Annotated in this window: 27 protein-coding genes; 9 read left to right on the top strand and 18 right to left on the bottom strand. The window is 73.7% G+C overall.

The window, feature by feature from the left end; translation table 11 throughout:
• Positions 1-38: 38 nt before the first annotated feature.
• Together ACF3NH_RS09495 and gloB are read right to left on the bottom strand one after the other, a co-directional pair.
• A complete protein-coding gene (locus tag ACF3NH_RS09495; RefSeq protein WP_422922640.1) occupies positions 39-638 on the bottom strand; it encodes a glutathione S-transferase N-terminal domain-containing protein in 600 nt (199 codons plus the stop codon).
• Between the two features lie 20 nt (positions 639-658).
• Complete coding sequence (gene gloB, locus ACF3NH_RS09500; RefSeq protein WP_422922641.1) at positions 659-1,387, bottom strand: hydroxyacylglutathione hydrolase; 729 nt, start codon at positions 1,385-1,387, stop codon at positions 659-661.
• A gap of 57 nt (positions 1,388-1,444) precedes the next feature.
• Here gloB and ACF3NH_RS09505 point away from each other — a divergent pair, with 57 nt between their 5' ends.
• On the top strand, positions 1,445-2,236 hold the full coding sequence (locus ACF3NH_RS09505) for a class I SAM-dependent methyltransferase (RefSeq protein ID WP_422922642.1): 792 nt from the start codon (positions 1,445-1,447) through the stop codon (positions 2,234-2,236).
• A 100-nt stretch (positions 2,237-2,336) separates the two neighbouring features.
• Here the strand turns inward: ACF3NH_RS09505 and ACF3NH_RS09510 are convergent, their stop codons facing one another.
• The 3 genes from ACF3NH_RS09510 to ACF3NH_RS09520 form a co-directional block, all read right to left on the bottom strand.
• Positions 2,337-3,512, bottom strand: coding sequence for an acetyl-CoA C-acetyltransferase (locus ACF3NH_RS09510; protein WP_198365394.1), 1,176 nt, complete (start codon positions 3,510-3,512; stop codon positions 2,337-2,339).
• 138 nt (positions 3,513-3,650) lie between these two features.
• Positions 3,651-4,667, bottom strand: a complete 1,017-nt coding sequence (locus tag ACF3NH_RS09515; RefSeq protein WP_370591951.1) for an alpha/beta fold hydrolase — start codon at positions 4,665-4,667, stop codon at positions 3,651-3,653.
• A gap of 16 nt (positions 4,668-4,683) precedes the next feature.
• Entirely contained in the window at positions 4,684-5,313 is a 630-nt protein-coding gene (locus ACF3NH_RS09520) for a hypothetical protein (RefSeq protein WP_422922643.1), read from the bottom strand.
• Positions 5,314-5,506: 193 nt separating this feature from the next.
• Here ACF3NH_RS09520 and phaR point away from each other — a divergent pair, with 193 nt between their 5' ends.
• The 3 genes from phaR (at position 5,507) to ACF3NH_RS09535 (ending at position 8,301) form a co-directional block, all read left to right on the top strand.
• Positions 5,507-6,118, top strand: coding sequence for a polyhydroxyalkanoate synthesis repressor PhaR (phaR, locus tag ACF3NH_RS09525; RefSeq protein WP_198365396.1), 612 nt, complete (start codon positions 5,507-5,509; stop codon positions 6,116-6,118).
• A 123-nt stretch (positions 6,119-6,241) separates the two neighbouring features.
• Complete coding sequence (locus ACF3NH_RS09530; protein ID WP_255528639.1) at positions 6,242-6,691, top strand: helix-turn-helix domain-containing protein; 450 nt, start codon at positions 6,242-6,244, stop codon at positions 6,689-6,691.
• Positions 6,692-6,846: 155 nt separating this feature from the next.
• Positions 6,847-8,301 carry a multicopper oxidase family protein gene (locus ACF3NH_RS09535; RefSeq protein WP_422922644.1) on the top strand — a complete coding sequence of 485 codons (1,455 nt, stop codon included), beginning with the start codon at positions 6,847-6,849 and terminating at the stop codon, positions 8,299-8,301.
• A 52-nt stretch (positions 8,302-8,353) separates the two neighbouring features.
• Here ACF3NH_RS09535 and ACF3NH_RS09540 read toward each other — a convergent pair whose 3' ends face one another.
• The 3 genes from ACF3NH_RS09540 to ACF3NH_RS09550 all read right to left on the bottom strand — a co-directional run bounded on the left by ACF3NH_RS09540 (position 8,354) and on the right by ACF3NH_RS09550 (position 10,804).
• Positions 8,354-9,751 carry an amidase family protein gene (locus tag ACF3NH_RS09540; RefSeq protein ID WP_198365398.1) on the bottom strand — a complete coding sequence of 466 codons (1,398 nt, stop codon included), beginning with the start codon at positions 9,749-9,751 and terminating at the stop codon, positions 8,354-8,356.
• Between the two features lie 73 nt (positions 9,752-9,824).
• Positions 9,825-10,103: a hypothetical protein gene (locus ACF3NH_RS09545; RefSeq protein ID WP_422922645.1), complete on the bottom strand. Its 279-nt coding sequence runs from the start codon at positions 10,101-10,103 to the stop codon at positions 9,825-9,827.
• 107 nt (positions 10,104-10,210) lie between these two features.
• On the bottom strand, positions 10,211-10,804 hold the full coding sequence (locus tag ACF3NH_RS09550; protein ID WP_422922646.1) for a TlpA family protein disulfide reductase: 594 nt from the start codon (positions 10,802-10,804) through the stop codon (positions 10,211-10,213).
• 117 nt (positions 10,805-10,921) lie between these two features.
• Here ACF3NH_RS09550 and argH point away from each other — a divergent pair, with 117 nt between their 5' ends.
• Both argH and ACF3NH_RS09560 read left to right on the top strand, forming a co-directional pair.
• Positions 10,922-12,250, top strand: a complete 1,329-nt coding sequence (gene argH, locus ACF3NH_RS09555) for an argininosuccinate lyase (protein WP_232476973.1) — start codon at positions 10,922-10,924, stop codon at positions 12,248-12,250.
• On the top strand, positions 12,247-12,387 hold the full coding sequence (locus tag ACF3NH_RS09560) for a hypothetical protein (RefSeq protein ID WP_198365402.1): 141 nt from the start codon (positions 12,247-12,249) through the stop codon (positions 12,385-12,387). Before argH ends, ACF3NH_RS09560 begins: the two co-directional genes overlap by 4 nt.
• On the opposite strand, the gene ACF3NH_RS09565 is transcribed toward ACF3NH_RS09560, so the two are convergent.
• From ACF3NH_RS09565 to ACF3NH_RS09575, 3 genes are all read right to left on the bottom strand, one after another.
• A complete protein-coding gene (locus ACF3NH_RS09565) occupies positions 12,353-13,309 on the bottom strand; it encodes a formate/nitrite transporter family protein (RefSeq protein ID WP_422922647.1) in 957 nt (318 codons plus the stop codon). The genes ACF3NH_RS09560 and ACF3NH_RS09565 overlap by 35 nt on opposite strands.
• 71 nt (positions 13,310-13,380) lie before the next feature.
• Entirely contained in the window at positions 13,381-13,911 is a 531-nt protein-coding gene (locus ACF3NH_RS09570; protein WP_422922648.1) for a 2'-5' RNA ligase family protein, read from the bottom strand.
• A 22-nt stretch (positions 13,912-13,933) separates the two neighbouring features.
• On the bottom strand, positions 13,934-14,677 hold the full coding sequence (locus ACF3NH_RS09575) for a sulfite exporter TauE/SafE family protein (protein ID WP_422922649.1): 744 nt from the start codon (positions 14,675-14,677) through the stop codon (positions 13,934-13,936).
• An 88-nt stretch (positions 14,678-14,765) separates the two neighbouring features.
• Here ACF3NH_RS09575 and ACF3NH_RS09580 point away from each other — a divergent pair, with 88 nt between their 5' ends.
• Together ACF3NH_RS09580 and ACF3NH_RS09585 are read left to right on the top strand one after the other, a co-directional pair.
• On the top strand, positions 14,766-15,662 hold the full coding sequence (locus ACF3NH_RS09580) for a LysR substrate-binding domain-containing protein (RefSeq protein WP_422922650.1): 897 nt from the start codon (positions 14,766-14,768) through the stop codon (positions 15,660-15,662).
• Positions 15,663-15,737: 75 nt separating this feature from the next.
• On the top strand, positions 15,738-16,385 hold the full coding sequence (locus ACF3NH_RS09585; protein WP_422922651.1) for a YceI family protein: 648 nt from the start codon (positions 15,738-15,740) through the stop codon (positions 16,383-16,385).
• Positions 16,386-16,398: 13 nt separating this feature from the next.
• On the opposite strand, the gene ACF3NH_RS09590 is transcribed toward ACF3NH_RS09585, so the two are convergent.
• From ACF3NH_RS09590 to ACF3NH_RS09600, 3 genes are read right to left on the bottom strand one after another with little or no spacing between them, the layout of a single operon-like run.
• On the bottom strand, positions 16,399-17,286 hold the full coding sequence (locus tag ACF3NH_RS09590) for a prephenate dehydrogenase/arogenate dehydrogenase family protein (protein ID WP_422922652.1): 888 nt from the start codon (positions 17,284-17,286) through the stop codon (positions 16,399-16,401).
• Positions 17,287-17,291: 5 nt separating this feature from the next.
• Positions 17,292-18,380 carry a histidinol-phosphate transaminase gene (gene hisC, locus ACF3NH_RS09595; RefSeq protein WP_422922653.1) on the bottom strand — a complete coding sequence of 363 codons (1,089 nt, stop codon included), beginning with the start codon at positions 18,378-18,380 and terminating at the stop codon, positions 17,292-17,294.
• A gap of 4 nt (positions 18,381-18,384) precedes the next feature.
• Positions 18,385-19,350, bottom strand: coding sequence for a chorismate mutase (locus ACF3NH_RS09600; protein WP_422922654.1), 966 nt, complete (start codon positions 19,348-19,350; stop codon positions 18,385-18,387).
• 68 nt (positions 19,351-19,418) lie between these two features.
• Here ACF3NH_RS09600 and metX point away from each other — a divergent pair, with 68 nt between their 5' ends.
• Complete coding sequence (metX, locus tag ACF3NH_RS09605) at positions 19,419-20,558, top strand: homoserine O-acetyltransferase MetX (protein ID WP_422922655.1); 1,140 nt, start codon at positions 19,419-19,421, stop codon at positions 20,556-20,558.
• Between the two features lie 22 nt (positions 20,559-20,580).
• Here metX and ACF3NH_RS09610 read toward each other — a convergent pair whose 3' ends face one another.
• The 4 genes from ACF3NH_RS09610 to ACF3NH_RS09625 all read right to left on the bottom strand — a co-directional run bounded on the left by ACF3NH_RS09610 (position 20,581) and on the right by ACF3NH_RS09625 (position 25,587).
• A complete protein-coding gene (locus ACF3NH_RS09610; RefSeq protein ID WP_422922656.1) occupies positions 20,581-21,519 on the bottom strand; it encodes a DUF5996 family protein in 939 nt (312 codons plus the stop codon).
• A 55-nt stretch (positions 21,520-21,574) separates the two neighbouring features.
• Positions 21,575-23,887, bottom strand: coding sequence for a xanthine dehydrogenase molybdopterin binding subunit (gene xdhB, locus ACF3NH_RS09615; protein WP_422922657.1), 2,313 nt, complete (start codon positions 23,885-23,887; stop codon positions 21,575-21,577).
• The gene (locus ACF3NH_RS09620; RefSeq protein WP_422922658.1) at positions 23,887-25,284 is read right to left on the bottom strand and encodes an FAD binding domain-containing protein; all 1,398 of its coding nucleotides are present in this window, start codon (positions 25,282-25,284) and stop codon (positions 23,887-23,889) included. The genes xdhB and ACF3NH_RS09620 overlap by 1 nt, the downstream gene beginning before the upstream one ends.
• Positions 25,285-25,416: 132 nt before the next feature.
• Positions 25,417-25,587 carry a hypothetical protein gene (locus ACF3NH_RS09625; RefSeq protein ID WP_198365414.1) on the bottom strand — a complete coding sequence of 57 codons (171 nt, stop codon included), beginning with the start codon at positions 25,585-25,587 and terminating at the stop codon, positions 25,417-25,419.
• Positions 25,588-25,676 lie beyond the last annotated feature (89 nt).

The following is a 25,676-nucleotide window of genomic DNA, read 5'->3' on the forward strand; positions in this document are numbered from 1 at the left end:
GGTCGCCATCAACCCGGTCGCCATCAACCCGGCCGCCATCAACCCTGGGGCGGGGCGGTGCGGGCGATGGCCGGCGCCGCCGCGACCTCGGCATGCCATGCGGCGAGGCGCGGATGCGCGTCGCGCCAGGGCTCCTGGGCGAAGCGGAAGTCGAGATAGCCGAGGGCGCAGGCGGTGGCGACAGCGCCGATATCGGCCAGTCCCTTCGGCGGATCGCGCTCCAGCTCGGCCAGGCTGCGCGCCACCGCCGCCTTCTGCCGCGCGCCGAAGGCCTGGCGGCCCTCGTCCTGCGGCAGGCCGTCGCTCATGCGCCGGGCCACGGCGGCATCCATCATGCCATCCGCCAGGGCCTGCCGCACCAGCGCGGCGAGGCGGGCGGGGCCGGCGGCCGGGAAGAGCGGCGCCGCCTCGCCCAGCCCGTCCAGATACTCGCAGATCACCGGGCTGTCGTAGATCGCCTGGCCGTCATCGGTCAGCAGGCTCGGCACCTTGGACAGCGGATTGGCGGCCAGCAGGGCCTCCGGGCTGGCATGGGCATTGGTCGGCACCAGCTCCAGCCGGCCCTCGAGTCCGCGCAGGATGGCGCAGGCCATGACTTTGCGGACGAAGGGGCTGGAGGGGGAATGGAACAGCTTCAAGGCGGCCTCCCGGCGTTGCTTCAGCGGAAATTGTCCTTCGCCGCGCGGATTCGCGCCAGGGCCTCCGCGCTCTCCGCCCGCAGGAAGGGGTTGGTCTCCAGCTCCTGCCCCAGCGTGACGGGCAGGGTGGGCTGCCCGGCGGCGCGGGCGGCGTCGACCTCGCCCGCGCGGCGCTGCAGCGCCGCGTTCTCCGGCTCCACCGTCAGGGCGAAGCGGGCGTTGCTCTGGGTGTATTCATGGCCGCAGCACACCAGCGTCTGCGGCGGCAGGACCTTGAGCAGGCCGAGCGCGCGGAACATGTCCTGCGCCGTGCCCTCCAGCAGCCGGCCGCAGCCGAGGGAGAACAGGGTGTCGCCGCAGAGCAGCACGTCGCCATCGGCGAAGTAAAAGGCGATATGACCGAGGGTATGGCCGGGGCTGTCGATCACCTGACCCTCGGTCTCGCCCACCCGGACCGTGTCGCCCGGCCGCACCGCCTCGTCGAGCCGGGGCAGGCGATGGGCGTCGGCGGCGGCGCCGATCACCCGCGCGCCATAGCGGGCGCGCAGCGCCTCCACCCCGTCGACATGGTCCGCGTGGTGATGGGTGAGCAGGATCAGGTCCAGCCGCCCGCCCTCCTCCTCGATCGCCTCGATGGCGGGCGCGGCCTCGCCGGGGTCGCAGAGGGCGATGGTGCCGGTCGCGGCGTCGCGCAGCAGCCAGGCGTAGTTGTCGGACAGGCAGGGCACGGCCCGGACGGTGACGGCCATCGCATTCTCTCCCAAAGCGCGCCGCCCGCGGCGCAGGATCGGCGGGCGGGGCGTGTCATGCCTCGAAACAGCCTCTATATCCATCGCATGAACCTTGGGGTCCATGCCGAGATCGCGCCGGAAGGCCTCGCCGAGGGCTTCGGGCATCGCGACTTCTACGCCTCCGCCACCGGACAGGTTGCGGCGCGGCTGCTGCGCGGGCGGCTGGCACGCCTCTGGCCGGAGATGACGGGGCGGGAGGTGCTGGGCCTCGGCCATGCCGCGCCCTTCCTGCGCCTCTGGCGCGAGCAGGCGGCGCGGACCCTCTGCTGCAACCTGCCGGAGACGGATGTGGCGCCCTGGCCCCGCCGAGGGGGGTGCCTGACCGCGCTGGTCGAGGAACATCTGCTGCCCTTTCCCGACTTCAGCTTCGACAACGTGCTGCTGGTGCATGGGCTGGAGGGTTCGGAGAACGCGCGGCGCATGCTGCGCGAGATCTGGCGGGTTCTGAAGGAGGACGGCCGCCTGCTGATCGTGGCGCCGAACCGGCGCGGCATGTGGGCGCATCTGGAGACCACCCCCTTCGGCCAGGGGCGGCCCTATTCGATGGGTCAGATCACCCGGCTGTTGCAGCGCAACCTCTTCGCCGTCGCCCGCCGCGACACCGCGCTCTACATGCCGCCCTTCCAGTGGCGCCTGCTGCTGCGCAGCGCCGGCGCCTGGGAGGGGGTCGGCCGCGCCCTGGCGCCCCGCTTCGCCGGCGTGGTCATCGTCGAGGCGCGCAAGGAGATCTACGGCGCCATGCCGGCGGGCGCGGTGAAGACGCCGGGGCGGCGCGTGCTGGTGCCGGCGGCGGCGACGGCCGGCTGAAGCCGGGGCGGAGGAAGGGTCATGCCGGGCCGCGGCGCGGCATGACCGGCGGTCGAAGCGGCGGGACGGACCGCCCGGAGACGGCCCTTCCCCCGGGGGCTCAGGCGGCCTCGATGCACATGGCGACGCCCATGCCGCCGCCGATGCACAGCGTCGCCAGCCCCTTCTTCGCGCCGCGCGACTTCATGCCGTAGAGCAGGGTGGTCAGCACCCGCGCGCCCGAGGCGCCGACCGGATGGCCGAGCGCGATGGCGCCGCCATGCACGTTCACCTTCGACGTGTCCCAGCCGAGGTCCTTGTTCACCGCGCAGGCCTGGGCGGCGAAGGCCTCGTTGGCCTCGATCAGGTCGAGATCCTGGTGGTTCCAGCCCGCCTTCTGCAGCGCCTTGCGGCTGGCCGGGATCGGGCCGGTGCCCATGATCGCCGGATCGACGCCGGCGGTGGCCCAGGAGACGATGCGGGCCAGCGGCGTCAGGCCGCGCTTCGCCGCCTCGGCGGCCGACATCACCACCAGCGCCGCGGCGCCGTCATTGATGCCCGAGGCATTGCCGGCGGTGACCGAGCCGTCCTTGGCGAAGGCCGGGCGCAGCTTGGCCAGGATCTCGCGGCTGGTCTCGGGCTTCGGGTACTCGTCGTTCTCCACGACCGTGTCGCCCTTGCGGCCCTTCACCGTGACCGGCGCGATCTCGTCGCGGAAGGCGCCGGACTTCATCGCCTCGCCGGCCTTGCGCTGGGAGTTGAAGGCGAACTCGTCCTGCTCGTCGCGGCTGATCTGGTACTTCTGCGCCACGTTCTCGGCCGTGTTGCCCATGTGGTAGCCGTTGAAGGCGTCCCACAACCCGTCCCGGATCATCGTGTCGACCATGGCGAAGTCGCCCATCTTCACGCCGGCGCGGAGGTTCGCGCAGTGCGGCGCCTGGGTCATGCTCTCCTGCCCGCCGGCGACGACGATGGAGGCATCGCCCGAGGCGATCTGCTGCGCCGCCAGCGCCACGGCGCGCAGGCCCGAGCCGCAGAGCTGGTTGATGCCGAAGGCGGTGGCCCCGGCCGGGATGCCGGCGGCGATGGCGGCCTGACGGGCGGGGTTCTGCCCGGCGCCGGCGGTCAGGATCTGGCCGAGGATCACCTCGTCCACCTCGCCGGCCTCGACACCGGCGCGGGACAGCGCCGCCTCGATCGCGACCTTGCCCAGGAGATGCGCGGGCAGGCTGGCGAAGGCACCGTTGAAAGAGCCCACGGGCGTGCGCGCGGCGGATGCGATGACGATATCGGTCATGGGGCTGGTCGACTCCCTTTGCTGTTCTGCGTCGCGGCCGGGAAGGGCGGCAACGGTGCGGTCCCGACACAATCTGTGGCGGGGGCGGCTGGGCCACAAGGTGGGCCGCGCGGGGCGGCCTGTCCATGGCCGGGGTGCTCAGAGGCCCGCCAGCCATTCGCCCAGCGGCCGCCAGAGCACACGCTCCGCCCGCCCGCCCGCCGCCATGCCGATATGCCCGGCGGCGACGCGCTCCACCCGGGCGCCGGGCAGCCGGGCGGCCAGCGCCATGGCCGAGGCGGGGGGCACGATACGGTCGGCCTCCGGCACGGCGACGAAGCTCGGCAGGGTGAGCGCCGCCGGATCGACCGCCGCCCCCGCCACGCGCCAGGCCAGCCGCGCCGGCTCGTTGCGGCCGTACCATCCGGCCAGCGCCTCGCGCGCCACGGGGGCCGCCAGCGGCACGCCGTCGTTCAGCCAGTCCTCCAGCGCGACGAAGAGCCGGGCGCGGGCGCCGGCCTGATCCATGGCGGCGAAGGCGCGGAACTTGCCGGCGATGCTCCAGGGATCGAGGCCGGCGAAGAGCGTCTGGATGGCATCGACCGGCAGCGCGCCGTGCAGGTCCAGCGCCGGCTCCAGCCCCGGCAGCAGGGCGGCCAGGGCCGCGGCGCGGCCGGCGGCGCCCTCCTCCCCGGCATGGAAATCCCACGGCGTGGCCAGCAGCGCCAGGCCGCGCAGCCGCTCCGGGCGGCGCAGCGCGAGCGCCAGGGTGAGCAGGCCGCCCATGCAGTAGCCGAGCAGGACCGGCGGCCCGAGCGGCGCGAGGGCGGGGGCGGCCAGGGCCCGCTCCAGCCGGCCGGCGATGTAGTCGGTCAGGGTGAAGCCGCGTTCCGCCGCCTCCGGCCACCCCCAGTCGAGCAGCAGCACCCGGCTGCCCGAGGCCGCCAGGTGGCGGAGCATCGAGTGCTCCGGCGTCAGGTCCAGCACATAGGCGCGGTTGACCAGGGAGGGCACCACCAGCAGGGGCGGCCCCGCGCCGCCATAGTCGAGCAGGCGGCTGCCGCCCTCCCGCCAGAGCACGGGCGGCTCCGCCATGTCGCGCCGGTAGGGATGGCGGCGATAGGCGGCGATGCCGGCGACGAGGGCACGGTCCTGCCGCGCCAGGCGGCGCAGCACGGCGGCGCGGAACCGCTCAGGCGGGTGGCCGGCGGCGGCGAAGGCGGCGGCGATCCGCTGCGCCTCCCGCTGCCCTGCCCTCGAGATCGGCCAGGCGCCGTTCCAGCTCGGCCAGCCGGCCGAGGAGGGCCGCCCCTCCGGGGTCAGCGCCATCGCCGCGCCCCAGCCCCGCATCAGCGCCAGGCTCAGATGCATCGGCAGGGGGCGGGGGCCGCGGCGGTTCGGCGGCGGCGGGTTCATCGGGCGCCGGCCCTTGCGGCGGCGTGCCGGCCGGCCTGTCGGCGGCGGTCCAGGGGAACAGGCCGGGCGGGAACAAGCCGGATGGAAAGAGACCCGATGGAAAGAGGCCGGCGAAGCCGGGAGGGGCGCCCGGGGCGGGGTTCGGCGGGAAGCCGGGCGCGCCGAAGCCCGGCGGGGCGGGAAAGCCGGGCCAGGACGGCGCCGGCCCGCGCGGCGCCGCGGCGCCGCGCATCCAGGCGGCGCCGAGCGCGGCGGCCAGCGAGACCTGCGCCGCCCAGGCCTCCGCCAGTTCGCGATCCGCGGCCAGCGCCGTGATCTCGCTCTGCCACAGCGTGATCCAATCCTCTGCCAGCCTCTCGAGCGTGCCTTCCGGGTCGTCCGCCCCGGTCCCCGCGCTGCGCGACATACCGATCCTTCGTTGCGGCGCCCCGCCTTGCCGGCCTCACCGGGAATCCGCCTGGCGCGCGCCGGAACATAGCGCCGGATGGCGCGCGCGAAAGGGCGGGCGGGATCGTTGCGCCACCAGACGCTTGTCGCACTGCGGGATGTGTCATGCTAGCGTCCTCGCATCGCTCCAGCGGGACCGGGAGGAAGAGAGCATGGCCGAGCAGGCGAAGCAGCACGTGGCCGAGGACGCGACGAGGCCGACGGTTGTCATCAAGAAATACGCCAACCGCCGGCTCTACAACACCGAGGCCTCCTCCTACGTGACGCTGGAGGATCTCGCGCACATGGTCCGCGACGGCCGCGACTTCGTCGTCTACGACGCGAAATCCGGCGACGACATCACCCGCGGTGTGCTCACGCAGATCATCGTCGAGGAAGAGGCCAAGGGCCGCAGCCTGCTGCCGACCTCCTTCCTGCGTCAGCTCATCGGCTTCTACGGCGACAGCCTGCAATCCCTGGTGCCGCGCTATCTGGAGGCCGCCATGGGCACCTTCGCGCGCCAGCAGGAGCAGATGCGGGTTTCCGTCGAGCAGGCCATGGGCAACTTCAAGCCCATGGTCAATCCGCTCGCCGGGCTCGAGGAGGTCAGCAAGCAGAACATGGCGATGATGGAGCGCGCCATGACGCTGTTCAGCCCCTTCCCGCGCCGCGACTCCACGCCCGGCGCGCCGGCGGAGGCGGATGAGGTTGCGGCTCTGCGGGAGGAAGTACAACTTCTGCGGCAGCGTCTGGCGAAAGCCGAGAGCAATTCGGGAAAATCCTGAGAGATCCCTCTGAATCGAGTTGAATTATCACGCGATTGTTAGAAGAGACCGAACGATCTGCGACAAAGTTTGCGCAGGCTTATCCTATTTGAGGTTGAGAACATCGCTTCCTGGATGAGCAGCATGGCCGCAACCGACGTGGATGACATCGTGGCAGGGCCACGCGCAGTGGGCGAGGAATCGGAGGATCCCTCGACCCAGCGCGCCAAGCAGGCCGACAAGCATGTGGGCGCGCGGATCCGCGAGCGCCGGCTGATGCTGGGCCTGTCGCAGCAGCAGCTCGCCAGCATGATCGGCGTCACCTACCAGCAGGCGCACAAGTACGAGCGTGGCCTGAACCGGATCTCCGCCGGCCGTCTCTTCGAGATCGCCGCCGTCCTGGCGGTGCCGGTCTCCTGGTTCTTCGAGGGCCTGGCGGAGGACGGCTCGGCGCAGCCCCTCGGCGTGCGGCAGCGCATGTGCCTCGAACTGGCCCGCAACTTCGCGCTGATCGACAACGAGAAGCACCAGGAGGCCCTGAGCCAGATGGCCCGTGCCCTGGCCGCGCAGTCGCAGGGCCGCAGCCTCGACTGACAGCGGGGGGTTGTCCCCCGGCCGGCCGTTCCTGCGAACGGCTCGCAACCAGCAGGACTTTCGCCGGAAGCGGGGCTAGGGTCGACCTCAGACCTTACCCGCCGCCGGAGTCCTGGCATGATCTCCTCCTCCATCCCCGGCCGCGCGCGCCGCGCATGACCGGGTTCTCCTCCCTTCGGCGCCGTGGTCTGCTCGCCGGGCTAGCGGGGCTCGGCCTGGCGAGGGCGGCGCCTGCCCAGGCGGGCCAGCAGGCGGGGCGGCGGCATGAATGGCATTTCGTCGCCGCCGAGCGGGAGGCCCGCCTCCTGGGTCCCGAAGGCCCGGCCTCGCGCATCTGGAGCTATACGGACGGCCTGCTGCCGGTGATGCGGATCCGGCAGGGAGACAGCATCCGGGCCGTGCTGGAGAACCGCCTGCCCGAGCACACCACCATCCACTGGCATGGCGTGCGCGGACCCAACGCCATGGATGGGGTGCAATACGTCACCCAGCCGCCGGTCGAGCCGGGACAGAGCTTCACCTACGACCTCACGCCGCCCGACACCGGCACCTTCTTCCTGCATCCGCACTGCAACGAGCCCGGGCAGGTCGGGCGCGGCCTCGCCGCCGTGCTAGTGGTGGAGGGCGACGAGGCGGAGCCCGCCGATGCCGATATCGTCCTGGCGGTGAAGGACTGGCGGCTGGCCGGGGATGGCGCCTGGCTGCCCTTCGTGACGCCACAGGGTGCCGGCCGGGCGGGCACCTTCGGGACGCGGCGCGCCGTCAACGGCCGGCCGGACTTCTCGGCCACGGTGCCGGCGCATGGCGATGTGCGGCTCCGTCTGCTCAACCTCGATGCCACCCGCACCCTGACGCCGCGCGTGGAGGGGGCGGAGGCCGTGGTGATCGCCACCGACGGCAATGCCCTGTTGCCGCCCGCCCCGCTCGAGGGCTGGAGGGTCGGCGCGGCCATGCGGCTCGATCTGCTGCTGCGCGCCCCGGCGGCGGGCGGGACCGTCACGCTCCATGACGACTTCTCCCGCACGCCCTGGCCGATCGCGCGCCTCACCGCCGCGCCCTCCACCCGGCCGCCGCGCCCCTTCGCGCCGCGCGGGCTGCGCCCGGGCCGCGTTCCGCGCGCCGACCTCGCGCGCGCCGAGCGGCTGCCCTTCGCCTTCAGCGCATCGCTCGGCCTGCCGGGAACAGCGCCGGGGGATATCGCCGGCCTGCCGCCGGAGGACCCCTTCGCGCAGGTGCTGCTGGACAGCCTCTGCACCGGGCGCCAGACCTTCTGGGCGATCAACAAGTCCACCTGGCCCGGCGGCGCGCAGGGCGACCACCGCCACCTGCCGCCGCCGCTGGCCGAGCTGAAGGCCGGCCGCAGCTACATCTTCGAGCTGCACAACACCACGCCGCACCCCCACCCGATCCACCTGCACGGCCACACCTTCGAGGTGCTGTCGCTCTCGCGCCAGGAGGGCCTGCCGAGATTCCTGGCCGACACCGTGCTGCTGCAGCCGCGCGAGCGCGCCGAGATCGCCTTCGTGGCGGCGCCAGGCAACTGGATGTTCCATTGCCACGTGCTGGAGCACCTGGAGACCGGCATGATGGGCTGGTTGCGGATCGGCTGAGGCGCCGCCGACGGTTCGGCCATCCGTTCCTGGGGCCGGCGGCGCCATTCCGTCAGGCCGTGGCGGGGTCGCAGGGCTCGACGCCGGGGCCGGCCGCCTCGATCGCCGCGCCGGCCGCCAGCAGCAGGTCCTCGCGGTAGCGCCCGGCGATCAGCTGCACGCCCATCGGCGCGCGCCCGCCGCTGGTGGCGACGGTGAGGCCGGGCAGCCCCATCAGCGGCAGCCCGACCTGCACGAGCTGCGCCTCCATCACCCGGTCGAAGGCGGCGGGGGATTCGATGTCCAGCAGGTCGGGGAAGGGCGGCTCGGCGCAGACCGGCAGCAGCAGCACCGGATAGTCCCGCAGGAAGAGCTGCCACTGCCGGGTGAAGCCGGCGCGGGCCTGCAGCGCGTCCTGGAAGGCGTCGAGGTCGGGCGCCGTGGCCAGGCGCTCCATCTGCGCCAGCACGAAGCGGGCGTCCGGATCGCCCTCGCGCTCATAGGCGGTGTTGCCGTTGCGGCGGGATTCGGCCAGCCAGAGCATGGCCTGCAGCCGCGCCGGTTCGCGCAGCGGCGGGCAGGCGGTCTCGACGATGCTCCAGCCCGCCGATTGCAGCCGCAGCGCCGCGTCGCGCAGCGCCTGCTCCACCTCGGGCTTCGTCGCCAGGCCTTCCGGGCGGATGCAGAGCGCGGCGCGCTTCGGCATGGGCGGCCCGTCCAGCGGCGCCGGCACCCACCAGGGGTCGCGCAGATCCTCGGCCGCCATGGCGGCGAGGGCGAGGCGGATATCGGCGATGGAGCGGGCCAGCGGGCCGGAGACCGCCATCAGCTGGGCGCCGATGGCGCGCTCGGCGCCGGAGGGGTTCCAGGCCGGGATCCGGCCCAGCGTCGGCCGCAGCCCGTGCACCCCGCAGGCATAGGCCGGGTAGCGGATCGAGCCGCCGATATCCGTGCCATGGCCGATGGCGCCGATGCCGGCCGCGACCGCGGCCCCGGCGCCGCCGGAAGAGCCGCCCGGCGTCAGTGCCGGATTGCGCGGGTTGCGCGTATGGCCATGCAGCGCGTTGCGGGTGAACCAGCGCAGCGAGAAGGCCGGCGTGTTGGTCCGCCCGATGATGACGGCGCCGGCGCGCCGGAGGTTGGCCACCACCGGATTGTCCTCGGTGGCGACCAGCTCCCGCTGGATGCGCAGACCATTGGTCGTCGCGTGGCCCTTCTGGTCGACATTCACCTTGATGGTGACCGGCACGCCGGCGAGCGGCCCCGCCGCCTCGCCGCGGGCCAATGCCGCATCCACCGCGTCGGCGGCCGCCAGGGCCTCCTCCGGCATTTCCTGCACCACGGCGTTGATGGCCGGATTGACGGCGGCGAGACGCGCCAGGGCGTCCTGCGCCACCTCCCGCGCCGAGATCTCCCGCGCCGCCACGCGCGCCGCGATCTGATGGGCCTCAAGGCGCCAAAGTTCCGTCATGCCAGCTCCCTCATCCATCCGGATCCGTCGGACGAGTGTCGCGCCGGGCGCGGCGGCCGTCGAGAGGGGGCGCTCAGCCCTTGCGCGGCTTGCGGCGGCGCGGGGGCGGCGGGGCGATCCGCGGCGCGGCATCCTCCTCGCCGATGCTGGCCGGCTCCTCCTCCTCGAGGGCCAGCGGCTCCGCCGCGAGCGGCGGCGCCGGGCCGCGCACGGCGTCGAGGCAGTCGCGATACGCGGCCAGGATGCCGGCGGCATCGCGCGGCGCGTCCTCCGCCCGCAGCACGAGCTGCAGCAGGGCCAGCGCCACCGCCTCGCGACTGTCGCTTTCGATGACGATGCTCGGTCGGGGCATCCGGATCTCCTCTCGGCTGTTGCGCCACCGGCGAGGCTAGACCCTGGCCTCCGCCGGAAGAAGCGATGATCGGGGGGGCCGCCGGGGCGACCCAGGGGCGCGCCCGGTCAGGTCGTGTCCTGGCCCTCCGCCAGGGCGCGCAGCCGCGCCAGGAAGGCCGGATGGTCCCAGGCGGCGGCGCCCTCCAGCCGCGCCACCTCCCGCCCCGCGCGGTCGACGATCAGGCTGGTCGGCAGGCCGCGCGAGCCGGCGGCGCGCGCCGCCGCGCCCTTGGGATCGAGCCAGACGCCGAGGCTGCGCACGCCGGTGCGCTGGTAGAAGGCCTCGACCTGGGCGCGGCCGCCCCGGTCGGAGGACAGCGCCAGCACCACCCAGCCCTCGGGGCCGAGCGCCTGCTGAGCGCGGTCCAGCGCCGGCATCTCGGCGACGCAGGGCGGGCACCAGGTGGCCCAGAAATTCACCAGCACCGCCTTGCCCCGGAAAGCATCGAGGCTGGCGGGCTGTTCCTGCGCGTCGGTGAAGTCGAGCGCGGGGGCGGGGCGGGGCGGGATGGCCTCCAGCTTGGCGAGGCCTTCGGGGGCCTCGCCGGCGGAGGGCTTCGGGCCCGGCGCCGCCGCAATCCCTTGCCGTGCCCGAAGCAGCGTGGTTAGGGTCGCCCCGGCCGCGAGCAGCGAGAGCAGAGGGCGGCGTCCGAGCAACACGAGGCAGATCCTTCCTTGTCCAGTTCCAATGGGTCCAGCTCCAGCGGGTCCAGTTCAGGCCGCAGCCAGGGCAATCAGCAGTGGGGGGGGCGCTACAGCGCCGGCCCCTCGGCCATCATGGAGGCGATCAATGCCTCCATCGGCTTCGACCGCAAGATGTGGCGGCAGGACATCCGCGGGAGCCTGGCCCATGCCGCCATGCTGCGCCATGTAGGGATCATCTCGGCCGATGACGAGGCCGCGATCAGGGAAGGCCTCTCCGGCATCGCCGCCGAGATCGAGGCGGGCGACTTCCCCTTCAGCGAGGCGCTGGAGGACATCCACATGAACATCGAGGCGCGGCTGACCGAGCGCATCGGCGAGGCCGGCAAGCGCCTGCACACCGCGCGCAGCCGCAACGACCAGGTGGCGCTCGATGTCCGCCTGTGGGTGCGCGACGCGATCGACGGCATCGACGGCCAGCTCGCCGACCTGATGCGCGCCCTCACGGAGCGCGCCGACGAGCACGCGGCGACGGTGATGCCGGGCTTCACCCACCTGCAGCCGGCGCAGCCCACCACCCTCGGCCACCACCTGCTGGCCTATGTCGAGATGCTGGGGCGCGACCGCTCCCGCCTCGGCGACTGCCGCGCGCGGATGAACGAGAGCCCGCTGGGCTCGGCCGCGCTCTGCGGCACCGGCTTCGCCATCGACCGCCACATGACCGCCGCCGCGCTGGGCTTCGACGGGCCGATGCGCAACAGCCTGGACGCCGTGGCGAGCCGCGACTTCGCGCTGGAATTCCTTGCCGTCCTGGCGATCTGCGCGACGCATCTCTCCCGCTTCGCGGAGGAGATCGTGCTCTGGACGAACCCCTATTTCGGCTTCGTCAAGCTGTCCGACGCCTACACCACCGGCTCCTCGATCATGCCGCAGAAGCGCAACCCGGACGCCGCCGAGCTGGTGCGCGCCAAGGTCGGCCGCGTCTCCGGCGCGCTGATCGGGCTGCTGACGGTGATGAAGGGCCTGCCGATGACCTATGGCAAGGACATGCAGGAGGACAAGGAGGGCCTGTTCGACGCGGCCGAGACCATGGCGCTGGCGCTCGCCGCGACCGCCGGCATGGTGCGCGACATGAAGGCGGACGGCCCCCGGCTGCGCGAGGCCGCCGGCGCCGGCTTCTCCACCGCGACCGATCTCGCCGACTGGCTGGTGCGCGAGCTGCGCCTGCCGTTCCGCGACGCGCACCACGTCACCGGCCGCCTGGTGGCACGAGCGGAGGCGCGGGACGTGGACCTCTCCGGCCTGTCGCTGGAGGAGCTGCAGGCCGAGGAGCCGCGCATCCATGGCGGCGTCTTCCATGTGCTGAGCGTCGAGGCCTCGGTCGCCTCGCGCACCTCCTATGGCGGCACGGCGCCGGTCAATGTCCGGCGCATGGCGGCCGAATGGCGGGAGCGGCTGGCATGAGGCGGGCTCTCCCGGCGCTGCTGGCGCTGGCGCTGCTGCTGCCGCTGCTCGCCGCCTGCGGCCGGCCCGGCCCGGTGCGGCCACCGGGGCCGCCGGACCAGATCACCCATCCGCGGGCTTATCCGAGTACGAAGTAGGCCGCCGCCGGGAGGCCGGGTGCGCCCTGGCCTCCCTATCCGGCATCTCCTGCCAGACCTGGACATGGGCGAGCAGGGCGAAGAGGGCCGAGCCGCCGATGACATTGCCGGCGAGGAAGGGCAGCAGGTAGGTGGCCGCGCCGTGCAGCAGGCCGATCCGGCCCTCGAAGACCAGCAGGAAGATCTCCACCGAGCCGGCCACCACATGGGACAGCTCGAACAGGGCGATCAGGTAGGTGATCAGCACGATCGCCCAGAAGCGCGCCGCCTCGGCCAGCGGCAGCATCCAGACCAGCAGGGCCATCATCCAGCCGGAGAGGACGGCGCGCAGGAAGGCCTGCCACGGCGTCACCTCGATCATGTGCTCGGAGATCGCCTGCGCTCCCTTGGACACGAAGCCGGGCAGGAAGCCCTCGGTGGCCAGCACCCCGGCGAAGATGGCGGTGCCGGCCAGATTGGCCACCAGCACCACGGACCAGTTGCGCGCCAGGGCGCCCAGGGACTTGCGCGTCGGATGCGCCAGCACCGGCAGCACCGCCGTCAGGGTGATCTCGGTGAACAGCTGCTGCCGCGCCAGGATGACGATCAGGAAGCCGACCGTGTAGCCCAGGCTCTCGACCAGCGGCCGCCAGGGCGCCTCGGGGAGCAGCGCGTGCAGCGTGCCCTCGGTGGTGATGGAGATGCCGATGGAGAGGCCGGCGGCGAGGCCCGACCACCAGAGCCCCTGCCAGGGGCGGCCCAGCTCCTCGACGCCCTCCTGCCGCACCACCTCGTAGATGGCCAGCGGGCGGAGCTTGGCATGCTCCTCGACCTCCTCCTCCTCCTCGGGCGTCAGCGGCCCGCCGCTGCTCTCGATCTCGGCATCGGACTTCGCGTCCGCCCGGTCCTGGTCGGCCTGGGGGCGGCGGGTGGGGTCGGTCATTGGGGGATCTCGCGGCGCTTCCCGAATCTAGCGCGGGCGCGGCCATCCGGGTTGCAGGCGCAGGCCGGCGCTCAGCCCGCGCCGGGCGCCGGCGCCGTGAAGGGGAAGCGCCCGGCCGCCTCCCAGGGCCCGCCGCGATAGTGCCAGAGCAGCAGCGCCTGCGCCGTTCCTTCCCACGGCGGCAGGTTCTGCCGCAGCGCCGCGAGAAGGGCGAGGGCCGCCTCGGGCGTGACCTTGTTCTGCACCGTCACATGCGGGCGGAAGCCCTGCCGGTCCTGCGCGCCGAGCCAGGGCCGCCAGGCTTCCGCCAGCCCGGCGCGAAGGCGGTGCAGCGGCGCGCTGTCGACGGCGATGGCGGTGCCGCGCCCCAGGCTGCGCGGGCCGGTGAAGGCCAGGGGCAGGACCGGCGTCGCCGCGGCCACGGCCGCGAGCCGGGCGGTGATCGCGCCGAGCGCCGCGCCGGGGAGGGCGTGGAACAGGGTGAGGTGCGCCGGGATCCGGTTGCGTTCGGGCGGGAAATGCGCCCGCCGCAGGGCCTCCAGCCGGGCGAGGCTGGTGGCGTCGGGTTCCAGGCTCAGGATCAGCGGTGCCGGCTCGGTCATGCCGTCCAGATGGGGCGGCGCCTCAGCCTGGCCAGGCGAGATGCAGGCCCAGCGCCAGCAGGCCGAGGAAGAACAGCCGGCGGAACAGCCGGGGCGAGAGGGCCAGCCGCCGCCCCGCGACCATGCCGAGCAGGGTGGGCGGCACCGCCAGGGCCGAGCCGAGCAGCGCGCCGCCGCCAAGCCCCGCGCTGCCGGCCAGGCCGCCCGCCAGGGCCAGGGTGGCGGCGGTGAAGCAGAGGCCCATCGCCTGCAGCAGCTCGGCGCGCTCCAGGCGCAGCGCCTGCAGATAGGGCACCGCCGGCATCACGAAGACGCCCGTGGCGGCGGTGATGACGCCGGTGACGAGCCCGGCCAGCCCGCCACCCCAGCCCTGGTGGCGCAGCGGCAGGGCGAGGCTCCGCTCGGCCAGGCCGAACAGGCCGTAGAGGATCAGCGCCAGCCCCAGGACCAGCCGGGCCTGGGCCGCGTCGGCCTGGCCCAGCCCGATGCCGAGGACGACGCCGAGGGCGGTGCCGGCCAGGATGCCGGCCAGCAGCGGTGCCAGCCGGCGCAGCAGGGCACCCAGCGCGCCGCCGGAGGCGGCCTGCCAGAGATTCGTCAGGAGCGAAGGCAGGAGGAGGAGCGAGGCCGCCTGGGCCGGCGGCAGGAACAGGCCGAGCAGGCCGATGGCGACCGTCGGCAGGCCGAGGCCGATGACGCCCTTCACCATGCCGGCCAGGAAGAAGCAGAGGCCGATGGCCGTCCAGAGCAGGATCTCGGTGTTCATGCGGGGCAGCTTGCGCCGCCGGCCGGGGCGCGCACAATGCGAGGCCGGGCAAGGCAGTCTTCGCCCGTGACGAAGGCAGGGCCCGGCCGTGCATTTCGACCTGACCGATCTGCGCCTGTTCCGCGCCGTGGCCGAGGCGGGCAGCATCACCGCCGGGGCGGCCCGCAGCCACCTCGCCCTGGCGGCCGCCAGCGCCCGCATCCGGGGCATGGAGGAGCAGGCCGGCCTGCGCCTGCTGGAGCGGGGCCGGCGCGGCACCCGCCCGACCGCCGCCGGCCTGACCCTGCTGCAGCATGCGCGGCAGGTGCTGGACCAGATGGCGCGGCTGCGCGGCGAGCTGGCCGAGCATGCCGGGGGCGCGCGGGGGCTGGTGCGGCTCTGGGCCAATGGCGCGGCCTGCGGCGAGATCCTGCCGCGCGTCCTGCCCGGCTTCCTGGCGGCCCATCCCCGCATCGACATCGACCTGCGCGAGCGGCCAAGCCCGGCCATCCTGGCGGCGCTGATGGCCGGCGAGGCGGATCTCGGCATCGCCGCCGACTGGGCGCTGCCGGGGGTCGAGGGGCTGGACTCCGCGCCCTTCCGGGGCGACCGGCTGGTGGTGATCCTGCCGCGCGGCCACGCGCTGGCGCGGCGGCGCGGCCTGCGGCTGGCCGAGCTGCTGGGCGAGGACTTCATCGGCCTCGGCGCCGAAAGCGCGCTGCAGGCGCACCTGGCCTGGCAGGCGGCGGCGCGGCTCGGCGGGCACCTCAGGCTGCGCGTCAGCCTGGGCGGCAGCGATCCGGTCTGCCGCATGGTCGCGGCCGGGGCCGGCATCGCCATCCTGCCGCGGAGCGCGGCGCTGCGGCACGCGCGCAGCCTCGCCGTGGTCCGGCTGGCCGAGGACTGGGCGGTGCGCGAGCTCAGGCTGTGCTGGCGGCGGGGCGGCGCGCCGAGCCCGCAGGCGCAGCGGCTGCGCGAGCATCTGATGGCTGGCGCTGACGGTTGATTCCCGCGGCACCGTCGCCACCTCGGGCCGAGGCGGGGCGTGGCGCCCCGCCGGAACCATGCCGGGAAGCATGCCGTGAACAAGATCCTTTCGGCCGGGCTGCTGCTCGCCGCCCTCGCCGCCGCGCCGCCGGTCCTCTCCCCCGTGGTCCTCTCCCCCGTGGCGGCGCAGCCGGCCGCGCCCTTCAACCGCGACCCCGCCGCCGTCCGCGCCGGCACCTATGTCCTGGACTCCGATCACGGCAAGATCACCTGGACGGTCGAGCATTTCGGGCTCTCCCGCTACAGCGGGCAGCTGACCGAGGTGCGGGGCGAGCTGACGCTCGATCCGGCGGCGCTGGAGCGCTCCAGCCTTCGCGTCACCATCCCGATGGGCAAGGGCGGCACCCTGCATGAGGGGCTCGACCATCACCTGCGCAGCGCCGATTTCTTCGATGTGGAGCGCCACCCCGAGGCGCGCTTCGTCTCGACGCGGATCGAGCGCACCGGCGAGCGCACGGCGCGCATCACCGGCGATCTGACGCTGCGCGGCGTCACGCGGCCGGTCAGCTTCGAGGCGGTGTTCAACGCGGCGGGCGTGCACCCGGTGAGCCAGCGCTACACCATCGGCTTCGACGGCCGCGCCACGCTGCAACGGTCGCAGTTCGGCGTCGACTACGTCATCCCGGCGGTGAGCGACACGGTGGAGCTGCACCTGGAAGGCGAGTTCCAGATCGTCGAATGAGCCGCCCGGAAGGTCAGGCCTGCTTCATCTCGATCAGGCTGCGGCGGATCTTGCGGCCGCGCCGGATGCGGTCCTCGATGAACTCCGTCTCGTTCCAGCGCACGGCGCGGCCCAGGGCATGGGCGTCCTCCGAGAAGCGCGCCAGCATCTCCAGCAGCGCCTCGCGGTTGTTGACGAAGATGTCGCGCCACATGTCCACGTCGCTGGAGGCGATGCGGGTGAAGTCCCGGAAGCCGGAGGCGGCGAACTTCAGCACCTGGCCGCGCGTCTCCTGCGCCAGATCGTCTGCCGTGGAGCAGATGGTGAAGGCGATCAGGTGCGGCAGGTGCGAGACGATGGCCACGACCTTGTCATGCGTGGCCGCGTCCATGCTCTCCAGCATGGCGCCGGCGCGGCGCCAGAGCTCGGCCACCTTCTCCACCGCCTCCGTATCGGTGCCGGGCGGCGGCGTCAGGATGACGTAGCGTCCCTCGAAGAGGGTGGCGAAGCCGGCATCGGGGCCGGAATGCTCGGTGCCGGCCATCGGGTGGCCGGGCACGAGATGCACGCCGCCGGGCAGCAGGGGCTGCAGATCGCGCAGCACCGAGCCCTTGGTCGAGCCGGTATCGGTCAGCACGCAGCCGGGCTCGAGATGCGGCGCGATCTGCGCCATCAGCCCGGCGAAGCTGCCGACCGGGGTGCAGAGGATCACCGCGTCGCAGCCGCGCACGGCAGCGGCCGCATCCACCTCGACCACATCGGCCAGGCCCAGCTCGCGCACCCTTGCGGCGACGCCGACGCCGTGGTCGCAGGCGACGATCTCGGCGGCGATGTCGCCCCGCTCGCGGGCCAGCCGCGCGATGGACGAGCCGATCAGCCCGAGCCCGATCAGGCAGAGGCGGCGGAACAGGGGGGCGGCCATGCCGCTTATCCGGCCGCCAGCGCGTCGATGACCATCTGGCACTCCTCGGCGGTGCCGATGGTGATGCGCAGGCAGCGCGGCAGGCCGTATCCGCCCATGCCGCGCACGATCAGCCCGCGTGCCTTGAGCCTCTCATCCGCCGCCCGCGCCGCCTCGGGCGCGCCGAAGTCGCAGAGGATGAAGTTGGTCTGGCTCGGCCAGACGTCGATGCCGGCGCCGCGCAGCGCCGCGCTCATCCGCTCGCGCCATGCGCTGTTGTGCGCGACGCTCCGCTCCACCCAGCCCGGCTCCGCCAGCGCGGCGATGGCCGCGGCCTGGCTGGCGGCGGCGACGTTGAAGGGGCCGCGCGCGCGGTTCAGCACGTCGATGATGTCGGCGGGCGCGTAGCCCCAGCCGACGCGCATGCCGCCCAGGCCGAAGATCTTGCTGAAGGTGCGCAGCATGATGGTGTTGCCGGCGGCATCCACCAGCGCCTCGCCGGGATCGTAGCCGGGGGCGGTGACGTATTCGGCATAGGCGCTGTCGAGCACCAGCAGGATGTCGTCGCGCAGGCCCTCGCGCAGCCGCGCCAGCTCCGCATTGGGCAGCAGCGTGCCGGTCGGGTTGTTCGGGTTGGTCAGGAAGACGAGGCGGGTGCGCGGGCCGACGGCGGCCAGGATGCCGTCGATATCGGCCTGCATCCCGCCGCCCTCCGCCGGCACCTCGGCCACCTTCAGCACCCGCGCGCCCGAGGCGCGGCCGGTGATGTCGTACATCATGAAGCCATAGGCCGACATGATGACCTCGCTGCCCTCGCCGGCATAGGCGAGGCAGAGCAGGGTGATCAGCTCGTCCGAGCCGTTGCCGCAGACGATGCGCGCGGGGTCGAGGCCGAAGCGGGCGCCGATCGCCTCGCGCAGCGCGCGGGCGTTGCCGTCCGGGTAGCGGTGCGCCTCGCGCGCGGCGCGCGCGATGGCCTCGATGGCGCCGGGCGGCGGACCGAAGGCGCCCTCGTTGGAGGATAGCTTGATGATCCGGTTGACCCCCGGGATCTTCGACTCGCCGCCGACATAGGGTTCGATCGACAGGATGGCGGGGCGCGGCGGCACGGTCATCGGCTCATTCTTCCGGCTCGGGCTCGGCATAGGCGCCGAGGATCTGCAGATGGGGGAAGGGCAGGGCGGCGAGGCGCGGATCGCCCGCTTCCAGGAAGCCCTCGACCACGGCCAGCATGGCCGGCTCCGGCTGCTCGCGCCACAGCAGGGCCAGCGGCGGCAGGCCGGCGGCCTCCAGCGCGGCCCTGAGGGCGGCGACGGCATGGCTGCGCGGCTGGCCGGGCACCGGCGCGAGGCGCAGCAGGCTGTGGTCGCGCCCCGTCGGCTCCGGCGGCAGGGCGGCCACGACGCAGGCGCCCGGCGCGGCGCCGGCGGCCAGGAAGGGCAGGGCGGCGACCACCTGCAGGCGGGGGGCCTGCATCCGGGTCCACCAGGCCGCCGCGGCCGGCTCCTCCTCGCGCGGGGCCGGCAGCACCGCCAGGCTGGCCTCGCCCCGCTCCAGCGCGGCCAGGGCGCGGCAGGGGGTGGGATGGGGGTGCAGCGGCGTGAGCCCGCCGAAATGGCCGCGCGCCAGATCGGCCAGTTCCTCTCCGGCCAGCGTCTCTCCGGGCGCCACGGCCACCGAGAAGGGCCCCTGCTGCGCCAGGGAGGCGGCGATGATCTCGCGCCAGACCCGCAGCACCACCGTCCGCCGCAGGGCGCCCCGGTTGCGGGCCAGCAGGCGGCGCAGGATCGACGCCTCGCGCCCCGGGCGGAAGATGGCGCCGCCGCCCTTCGCCCGCCCGCCGGCCATCTCCGCCACCAGATCGGCGCGGCGCATCAGCAGATCGTGCAGGGCATCGTCGAGGGTGTCGATCTGGGCGCGCAGCGTGGCGAGCGCCGCAGGCGGCGCGGAGGAGGCCGGGAGCGGCGCGGCGGGCGGCGGTTCGGCGGTCGGGTCACGCATCAGCCGCCAGCAATAGAGCCCCCCCGCCCCGCCGCCAAGCCGGAAGCCGTCCGGCCCGACGGAGCCGGCGGCGGGATCGGGCATGATGGACCTGAGGCGCCCGCCATCTTATTGCTTGCGGCATCATGAGTCAGGCGCAGCCGATCCCTTCGATGCCCGCCGCCCCCGGCGCTTCCGTGGCGCACCGCCATGTCCGCTTCCCCGAGGGGCTGGCGCTCGACTGCGGGGCGGTCGTCGCCCCCATGGACGTGGCCTACCGCACCTATGGCCGGCTCAACGCCGCGCGCAGCAATGCCGTGCTGGTCTGCCATGCCCTGACCGGGGACCAGTACCTGGCCGAGCGGCAGCCGCTGACCGGCAAGCCCGGCTGGTGGGAGGCGATCGTCGGGCCCGGCCGGCCGATCGACACCGATCGCTACTTCGTCATCTGCGCCAATGTGCTGGGCGGCTGCATGGGCTCGACCGGGCCGCGCAGCCCGCGCGACGGGACGGAGGACGGCGAGCCCTGGGGCATCGACTTCCCGCCCGTCACCATCCGCGACATGGTGCGCGCGCAGCGGCTGCTGGTCGGGCATCTCGGCATCGACCGGCTGCTGGCCGTGGTCGGCGGCTCGATGGGCGGCATGCAGTGCCTGGAATGGGCGGCGACCTTCCCGGAGATGGTGCACGCGGCGGCGCCGATCGCGACGGCGACGCACCACAGCGCGCAGAACATCGCCTTCCACGAGGTCGGCCGCGCCGCCATCCATTCCGACCCGGACTGGCGGGGCGGCCGCTACTGGGAGGATGGGCGGATCCCGGCCAAGGGCCTCTCCGTCGCGCGCATGGTGGCGCATATCACCTATCTCTCGGAGCAGGCGCTGACGCGGAAGTTCGGCCGCCGGCTGCGCGGCGCCTCGGCGCTGAACTTCCTCGAGGATGTCTTCGAGGTGGAGAGCTACCTCCGCCACCAGGGCAGCACCTTCGTCCGCCGCTTCGACGCCAACAGCTACCTCACCATCACCCGGGCGATGGACTATTTCGACCTCGCCGCCGAGCATGGCGGGGATCTGGCCGCCGCCTTCCGCGGCACCCGCACGCGCTTCTTCGTGGCGAGCTTCAGCTCCGACTGGCTCTTCCCCACCAGCGAGAGCCGGCAGCTAGTCCGGGCGCTGAACGCGGCGGCGGCCAATGTCTCCTTCATCGAGATCGACTCCGACAAGGGCCACGACGCCTTCCTGCTCGACGAGCCGGAATTCCACGCGGCGCTCGGCGGTTTCCTGCGCGGGGCGGCGCGGAAGCTGGGACTCTGAGCGCTCTCCCCAGCCGGAACCCTCAGACCGGACGCGGCCGGCCGGGCCGGCCCATGGCGCAGTCGAGCGCGGCCCGGTCCCACCGGCCGAGATCGGCCGCCGCGCCATAGCTGCTCTCCAGGAATTCGAGCAGCAGCGCCGCCGGGTCGGCGGCCTGGCGCACCGCCTCGTAGGGCAGCAGGAACTCGCCGAGCCCGGTGTCGAAGCGCGCCGCCGCCGGCCGCACGGCCGCCGCCGCGAAACCCTCCGGCGCGGGATAGGCGTAGGAATAGAAGGCCGGCTCCTCCACCCCGCCGCCGCCCGGCCAGAAGCCGGCGGAGGAGACCTGGTGGCTGTAGGCCTCGCGCGTCACCGGGTCGGGCAGGCCGGGCACCCCGCCCGGATGCGGCGGCGCGGCGCGGCCGGAGAAGCGCGTCACCGCCAGGTCGAAGCTGCCCCAGAAGAGATGCACCGGGCTGACCTTGCCGAGGAAGCCGGTGCGGAACTGCCGGAACACATGGCTGACCGAGAGCAGGGCCCGGTGGAAGCGCGCCACCGCGGCGGCGTCGTAGGGGCGGGGCGTGGTGTCCTCGGTGAAGCGGACGGGATCGGGAACCTCGTTCGGGATGCCATGGAACCGCGCCGTGCCGCCAAGGTAGCGCAGCATCTCCAGCAGCCGGGCATGGAACGCCGCGACCGACATCGGCCCCAGCGCGAAGCGCGCCTCCCGCCCGTCCGCCGCCTGACCCCAGGCGGCATGGCCGATCAGGTCCAGCCCCAGGGTGATGCCGCCGGGCCCGTCCGGCACCGGGCCGGTGGTGAGGCCGCGTGTCTCCGGATAGAGGGTGGCGTGCCAGGAATGGTTGACCCAGGGCGCATGGGCGAGCCGGTACTTGCCGAGGACCTGGCAGTAGAGGTGCAGCGCGGCGCAGGTCTCGCGCCAGGGCGCATAGGGGATCTCGGGCCAGTTGTCGTCCGACATGGTGCCGCCTCCTGTTGCCGGGGCAGGCTGGATGTCCGGAGGGGTGGCTGTCCATTCACGGCTGCCTGACCTGCGCCCCGCTCCGCAGCGCCGCCAGCACGCGCTCCGGCGTCGCCGGCAGGTCGAGCCGTGGCGTTTCGCCGAGTGGCGAGACCGCATCGCGCAGCGCGTTCCAGACGCAGGTCGCCAGCAGCAGCGGCGGCTCCCCCACCGCCTTGGAGCGGAAGATGGTGTTGGCCCGCGCCGGACTGTCCTCCAGCAGCCGCAGGTGGAAGGCCTTCGGCATCTCGCGCGAGCCGGGGATCTTGTAGGTGGACGGGCCCAGGGTGCGGAGCCGCCCCGCCGCGTCCCACCACAGCTCCTCGCAGGTCAGCCAGCCCATCCCCTGCAGGAAGGCCCCCTCGATCTGCCCACGGTCGATGGCCGGGTTCAGCGAGCGTCCGCAATCCTGCACGAGATCGGCGCGGGTGACGCGGTACTCGCCGGTGAGGGTATCGACCAGCACCTCGGCGAAGGCGGCGCCGTAGGAGAAGTAGAAGAAGGGCTCGCCGCGCATCGCCACCGGGTCCCAGTGGATGTCGGGCGTCCTGTAGAAGCCGGTGGCCGAGAGGCTGACGCGCTGCGCCCAGCACTGCTGCGCCAGCTCGCCGAAGTCCATGGCGTGGTTGCCGGCGGTCACGCGGCCATCGGCGAAGCGCAGCGCCGCCGCCTCCACCTTCCACAGCGCGGCGGCGACGGCGGCCATGCGGGCGCGGATGGCGGAGGCCGCCTGATGCGCCGCCCAGCCGTTCAGGTCGGAGCCGGTGCTGGCGGCGGTGGGCGCGGTGTTGGGCACTTCGGCGGTGGAGGTGGCGGTGATGCGGATGCGCTCCACCTCGACGCCGAACACCTCGGCCACCACCTGGGCGATCTTGATGAACAGGCCCTGGCCCATCTCGGTGCCGCCATGGTTCAGGCGGATCGAGCCATCGGTGTAGACATGCACCAGCGCGCCCGCCTGGTTCATCGCCATGATGCCGAAGGAAATGCCGAAGGCGAGCGCGAAGCCGCCGAGGCCCCGGCGGAGCGTCGGATGGGCGGCGTTGAAGGCATCGATCTCCGCGCGGCGCGCCTCCCAGTCCGCGTCGCGCCGCGCCTCGGCCCAGACGCGGCGGATGAGGTCGCCCTCCAGCGCCTGGCCATAGGGGGTCTCGGCGCCATTCGGCCCGCCGGCGAAGTTCCGTTCTCGCAACGAATCGACCGGGACGCCCAGCGCGCGGGCGGCGCCGTGCAGCACGTCCTCCATCAGTAGCGCGCCCTGCGGCCCGCCGAAGCCGCGGAAGGCGGTGTTGCTGACGGTGTTGGTCCTGCAGGCGAGGCCGGTGATCCGCACCGCCGGCACGTCATAGGCGTTCAGCGCATGGGTCACGGCGCGGAAGATGACGCCGCCCGAGAGATCCAGGCTGTGCCCGCCATCGGCGGCCAGCGTCGCGTCCAGCGCGAGGACGCGGCCCCGCGCGTCGATCCCGGCCCGCCAGCGGTAGAGGAAGGGATGGCGCTTGCCGGTCGCCGCCATGTCGGCGCGGCGGGAGAGGCGCAGCTTCACCGGCCGCCCGGTCAGCCGGGCCGCCAGGGCAGCGGCGGCGGCGATCCAGGAGGCGTTGCTCTCCTTGCCGCCGAAGCCGCCGCCCATGCGCCGGCACTGCACCGTGATCCGGTTGTAGTCGCAGCCCAGCACGCGGGCCGCGATGTGCTGCACCTCGGTCGGGTGCTGGGTGGAGGAATGCAGGACGAGATCGCCATCCTCGCCGGGGATGGCGAGCGCGATCTGACCTTCCAGGTAGAAATGCTCCTGCCCGCCGCAGCGGAACTCGCCCTGGATGCGGCGCGGCGCGGCGGCCAGGGCGCCTTCCCAGTCGCCGCGCGCGATCACCTGGGGCGGCATCAGCAGCGCCCCTTCCTCCAGCGCCGCCTCGATGGAGAGGATGGGCGGCAACTCCGCGATCTCCGGCCGCAGCGCGCCGGCGCCGGCCAGGGCCGCGTCGCGCGTGGTCGCGACCACCAGGGCCAGCGGCTGGCCCCAATGCGCCACATGGCCCGTGGCGAAGAGCACCTCCGCCGCCTTGCCGCTGGGCGAGATGTCGTTGCGTCCCGGCACCTCGGCCGGCCCGAAGGCGGCGACCACCCCCGGCACGGCGCGGGCCGGGGCCAGGTCGAGCGGCGCCAGACTTCCATGCGCCACCGGGGAGAGGGCCAGGGCGGCGTGCAGCAGGCCAGGGGGCTCGGGCAGGTCGTCGAGGAACCGGGCCTCGCCGGTGGCGTGGCGCAGCGCGCTGTCCTGGCGCAGCGCGGCGCCCATGCCGCTCCGGCTCGGGGGCGGGGTGTCCATCAGCCTTGCACCTCGAGCATCAGGTCGGGCCGGGCGGCGCGCCAGTAGAGCCGCCGCAACAGGCCCTGCGCGCCCCGCATCCGGTACGCCGCGCTGCCGCGCCAGTCGTCGCGCGGCGTGAGGTCGCGCGCCAGGGCGGCGGCGGCGGCCTCGAAGCTGGCTTCGGCCAGCGGCGCGCCAACCAGCGCGGCCTCGGCGGCGGGGGCGTGGGTGGCGGTGGCGGCCATGCCTCCGAAGGCCAGCCGCGCCCCGTCGATGACACCCTCCCCGAGCCGCAGCAGGAAGGCGGCGGAGACGGCGGAGATGTCCTGGTCGTGCCGCCTGGAGAGCTTCTCGCAGGCCAGGATCGCGCCGGCGGGCGGGCGGGGCAGGTCGATAGCGGCGATGATCTCGTCCGGCGCCAGCGCGGTCCGGCGATAGCCGGTGAGAAACTCCGCCACCGGCAGGCGCCGCTCGCCGCGGGCGGCGGAGGCCAGCACCAGCTCTGCGCCGAGGGCCAGCATCGGCGGCAGGGCGTCGCCGATCGGCGAGGCGGTGCCGAGATTGCCGCCCAGCGTGCCCATGCCGCGGATCTGCCGCGAGCCGAGGCGGCGGAGATAAGCGGCGAGCGGCGCCAGATCGGGCAGGGGCGCGATGGCCTTCAGCAGCCGGTCATAGGTGACGCCGGCGCCGATGCGCAGCCGGCCGGGATGCACCGCCAGCGCCTGCAGCTCCGCCACTCCGGAGAGGCCGAGGATGCGCCCCGGCCTTTCCCGGTGTTCGGAGACGCGCAGGCCGAGGTCGGTGCCGCCGGCCAGCAGCCAGGCCTCCGGGTGAGCGGCACGCAGCGCCAGGGCCTCGGCCAGGCTGGCCGGGCGGTGGAAGACCTGGCCGGGCGCGATGAACTCGGCGCTTTCCACGGGGGGCGGGGAGGGCGGCGGCGCCCCGTCATCGGTGAGGGATTCGAGCACCGCCAGGATCGGCCGGTAGCCGGTGCAGCGGCAGAGATTGCCGGCCAGCGCCTCATCGGCCGCCCCGCCCTCCCGCGCATGGGCCCAGGCGGACATGACGATGCCGGGGGTGCAGAAGCCGCATTGCGTGGCGTCGCCCTCCGCCATGGCGCGCTGCACCGGATGCGGCGCCGCGCCCCCGCCCAGCCCCTCGACCGTGCGGATCGCCCGGCCATGCATCTGTCCGAGCAGGGCCAGGCAGGCATTGACCGGGATGCGGCTGCCATCCGCCTCCTCGAGCACCACGGTGCAGGCGCCGCAATCGCCCTCGGCGCAGCCTTCCTTGGTGCCGGGCAGCCCCGCGCCGTCAGGGGCGCGCAACCAGTCCAGCAGGGTGAGGCCGGGGGGCGTGGCGGGCGGCAGGCGGCGAGGTTCGCCGTTGAGGAGGAAGGCGATGCATCCGGTCATGCCCGGAGCGAAGCAAAAGCCGGGCCGGCCCGTCTAAGGAAAACGGAAGGGCCGGGGCCGGCGCGGCCCGGGCAGCAAAAAGTCCGGCTGGGGGGCCGGGCTTCGGGGACGACCGCCGTCAGGGCGCGCCGCTTACCAGCGGCCGTAGGAGCCGAGGCTCAGGCTGTTGCGCTCGCCCCAGCTGTTCCACTGGCTGAAGCTGGAGGCGGTGTCGGCACGGAAGGCATCCTCGCGCAGCCGCTCGTTGATCGGGGCGGTCTTGCGGGCGTCGGTCTCGGCGATGGTCTGCTTGCGATCGAACATGCTGGCCTCCTTGCTGCAGACATAATTGGGGCAAGCCGCCGCCACATTCCAGCCTTAATCCCGCCCGAACGCCATTTTTGCGCCGTATT

The organism is Pseudoroseomonas sp. WGS1072 (assembly GCF_049340465.1).
Classification (GTDB): domain Bacteria; phylum Pseudomonadota; class Alphaproteobacteria; order Acetobacterales; family Acetobacteraceae; genus Pseudoroseomonas.

What these genes read in the sequence shown, in the direction of transcription:
- ACF3NH_RS09520 (WP_422922643.1), bottom strand. Translation starts at nt 5,313, where the DNA reads ATGTCGCGCAGCGCGGGGACCGGGGCGGACGACCCGGAAGGCACGCTC.
- xdhB (WP_422922657.1), bottom strand. Translation starts at nt 23,887, where the DNA reads ATGGACACCCCGCCCCCGAGCCGGAGCGGCATGGGCGCCGCGCTGCGC.
- gloB (WP_422922641.1), bottom strand. Translation starts at nt 1,387, where the DNA reads ATGGCCGTCACCGTCCGGGCCGTGCCCTGCCTGTCCGACAACTACGCC.
- hisC (WP_422922653.1), bottom strand. Translation starts at nt 18,380, where the DNA reads ATGACCGTGCCGCCGCGCCCCGCCATCCTGTCGATCGAACCCTATGTC.
- ACF3NH_RS09560 (WP_198365402.1), top strand. Translation starts at nt 12,247, where the DNA reads ATGAGGCGGGCTCTCCCGGCGCTGCTGGCGCTGGCGCTGCTGCTGCCG.
- ACF3NH_RS09535 (WP_422922644.1), top strand. Translation starts at nt 6,847, where the DNA reads ATGACCGGGTTCTCCTCCCTTCGGCGCCGTGGTCTGCTCGCCGGGCTA.
- ACF3NH_RS09540 (WP_198365398.1), bottom strand. Translation starts at nt 9,751, where the DNA reads ATGACGGAACTTTGGCGCCTTGAGGCCCATCAGATCGCGGCGCGCGTG.
- ACF3NH_RS09600 (WP_422922654.1), bottom strand. Translation starts at nt 19,350, where the DNA reads ATGCCCGATCCCGCCGCCGGCTCCGTCGGGCCGGACGGCTTCCGGCTT.
- ACF3NH_RS09545 (WP_422922645.1), bottom strand. Translation starts at nt 10,103, where the DNA reads ATGCCCCGACCGAGCATCGTCATCGAAAGCGACAGTCGCGAGGCGGTG.
- ACF3NH_RS09610 (WP_422922656.1), bottom strand. Translation starts at nt 21,519, where the DNA reads ATGTCGGACGACAACTGGCCCGAGATCCCCTATGCGCCCTGGCGCGAG.
- ACF3NH_RS09625 (WP_198365414.1), bottom strand. Translation starts at nt 25,587, where the DNA reads ATGTTCGATCGCAAGCAGACCATCGCCGAGACCGACGCCCGCAAGACC.
- ACF3NH_RS09510 (WP_198365394.1), bottom strand. Translation starts at nt 3,512, where the DNA reads ATGACCGATATCGTCATCGCATCCGCCGCGCGCACGCCCGTGGGCTCT.
- ACF3NH_RS09575 (WP_422922649.1), bottom strand. Translation starts at nt 14,677, where the DNA reads ATGAACACCGAGATCCTGCTCTGGACGGCCATCGGCCTCTGCTTCTTC.
- ACF3NH_RS09565 (WP_422922647.1), bottom strand. Translation starts at nt 13,309, where the DNA reads ATGACCGACCCCACCCGCCGCCCCCAGGCCGACCAGGACCGGGCGGAC.
- metX (WP_422922655.1), top strand. Translation starts at nt 19,419, where the DNA reads ATGCCCGCCGCCCCCGGCGCTTCCGTGGCGCACCGCCATGTCCGCTTC.
- ACF3NH_RS09590 (WP_422922652.1), bottom strand. Translation starts at nt 17,286, where the DNA reads ATGGCCGCCCCCCTGTTCCGCCGCCTCTGCCTGATCGGGCTCGGGCTG.
- ACF3NH_RS09505 (WP_422922642.1), top strand. Translation starts at nt 1,445, where the DNA reads ATGCCTCGAAACAGCCTCTATATCCATCGCATGAACCTTGGGGTCCAT.
- ACF3NH_RS09570 (WP_422922648.1), bottom strand. Translation starts at nt 13,911, where the DNA reads ATGACCGAGCCGGCACCGCTGATCCTGAGCCTGGAACCCGACGCCACC.
- phaR (WP_198365396.1), top strand. Translation starts at nt 5,507, where the DNA reads ATGGCCGAGCAGGCGAAGCAGCACGTGGCCGAGGACGCGACGAGGCCG.
- ACF3NH_RS09530 (WP_255528639.1), top strand. Translation starts at nt 6,242, where the DNA reads ATGGCCGCAACCGACGTGGATGACATCGTGGCAGGGCCACGCGCAGTG.
- ACF3NH_RS09620 (WP_422922658.1), bottom strand. Translation starts at nt 25,284, where the DNA reads ATGACCGGATGCATCGCCTTCCTCCTCAACGGCGAACCTCGCCGCCTG.
- argH (WP_232476973.1), top strand. Translation starts at nt 10,922, where the DNA reads ATGGAGGCGATCAATGCCTCCATCGGCTTCGACCGCAAGATGTGGCGG.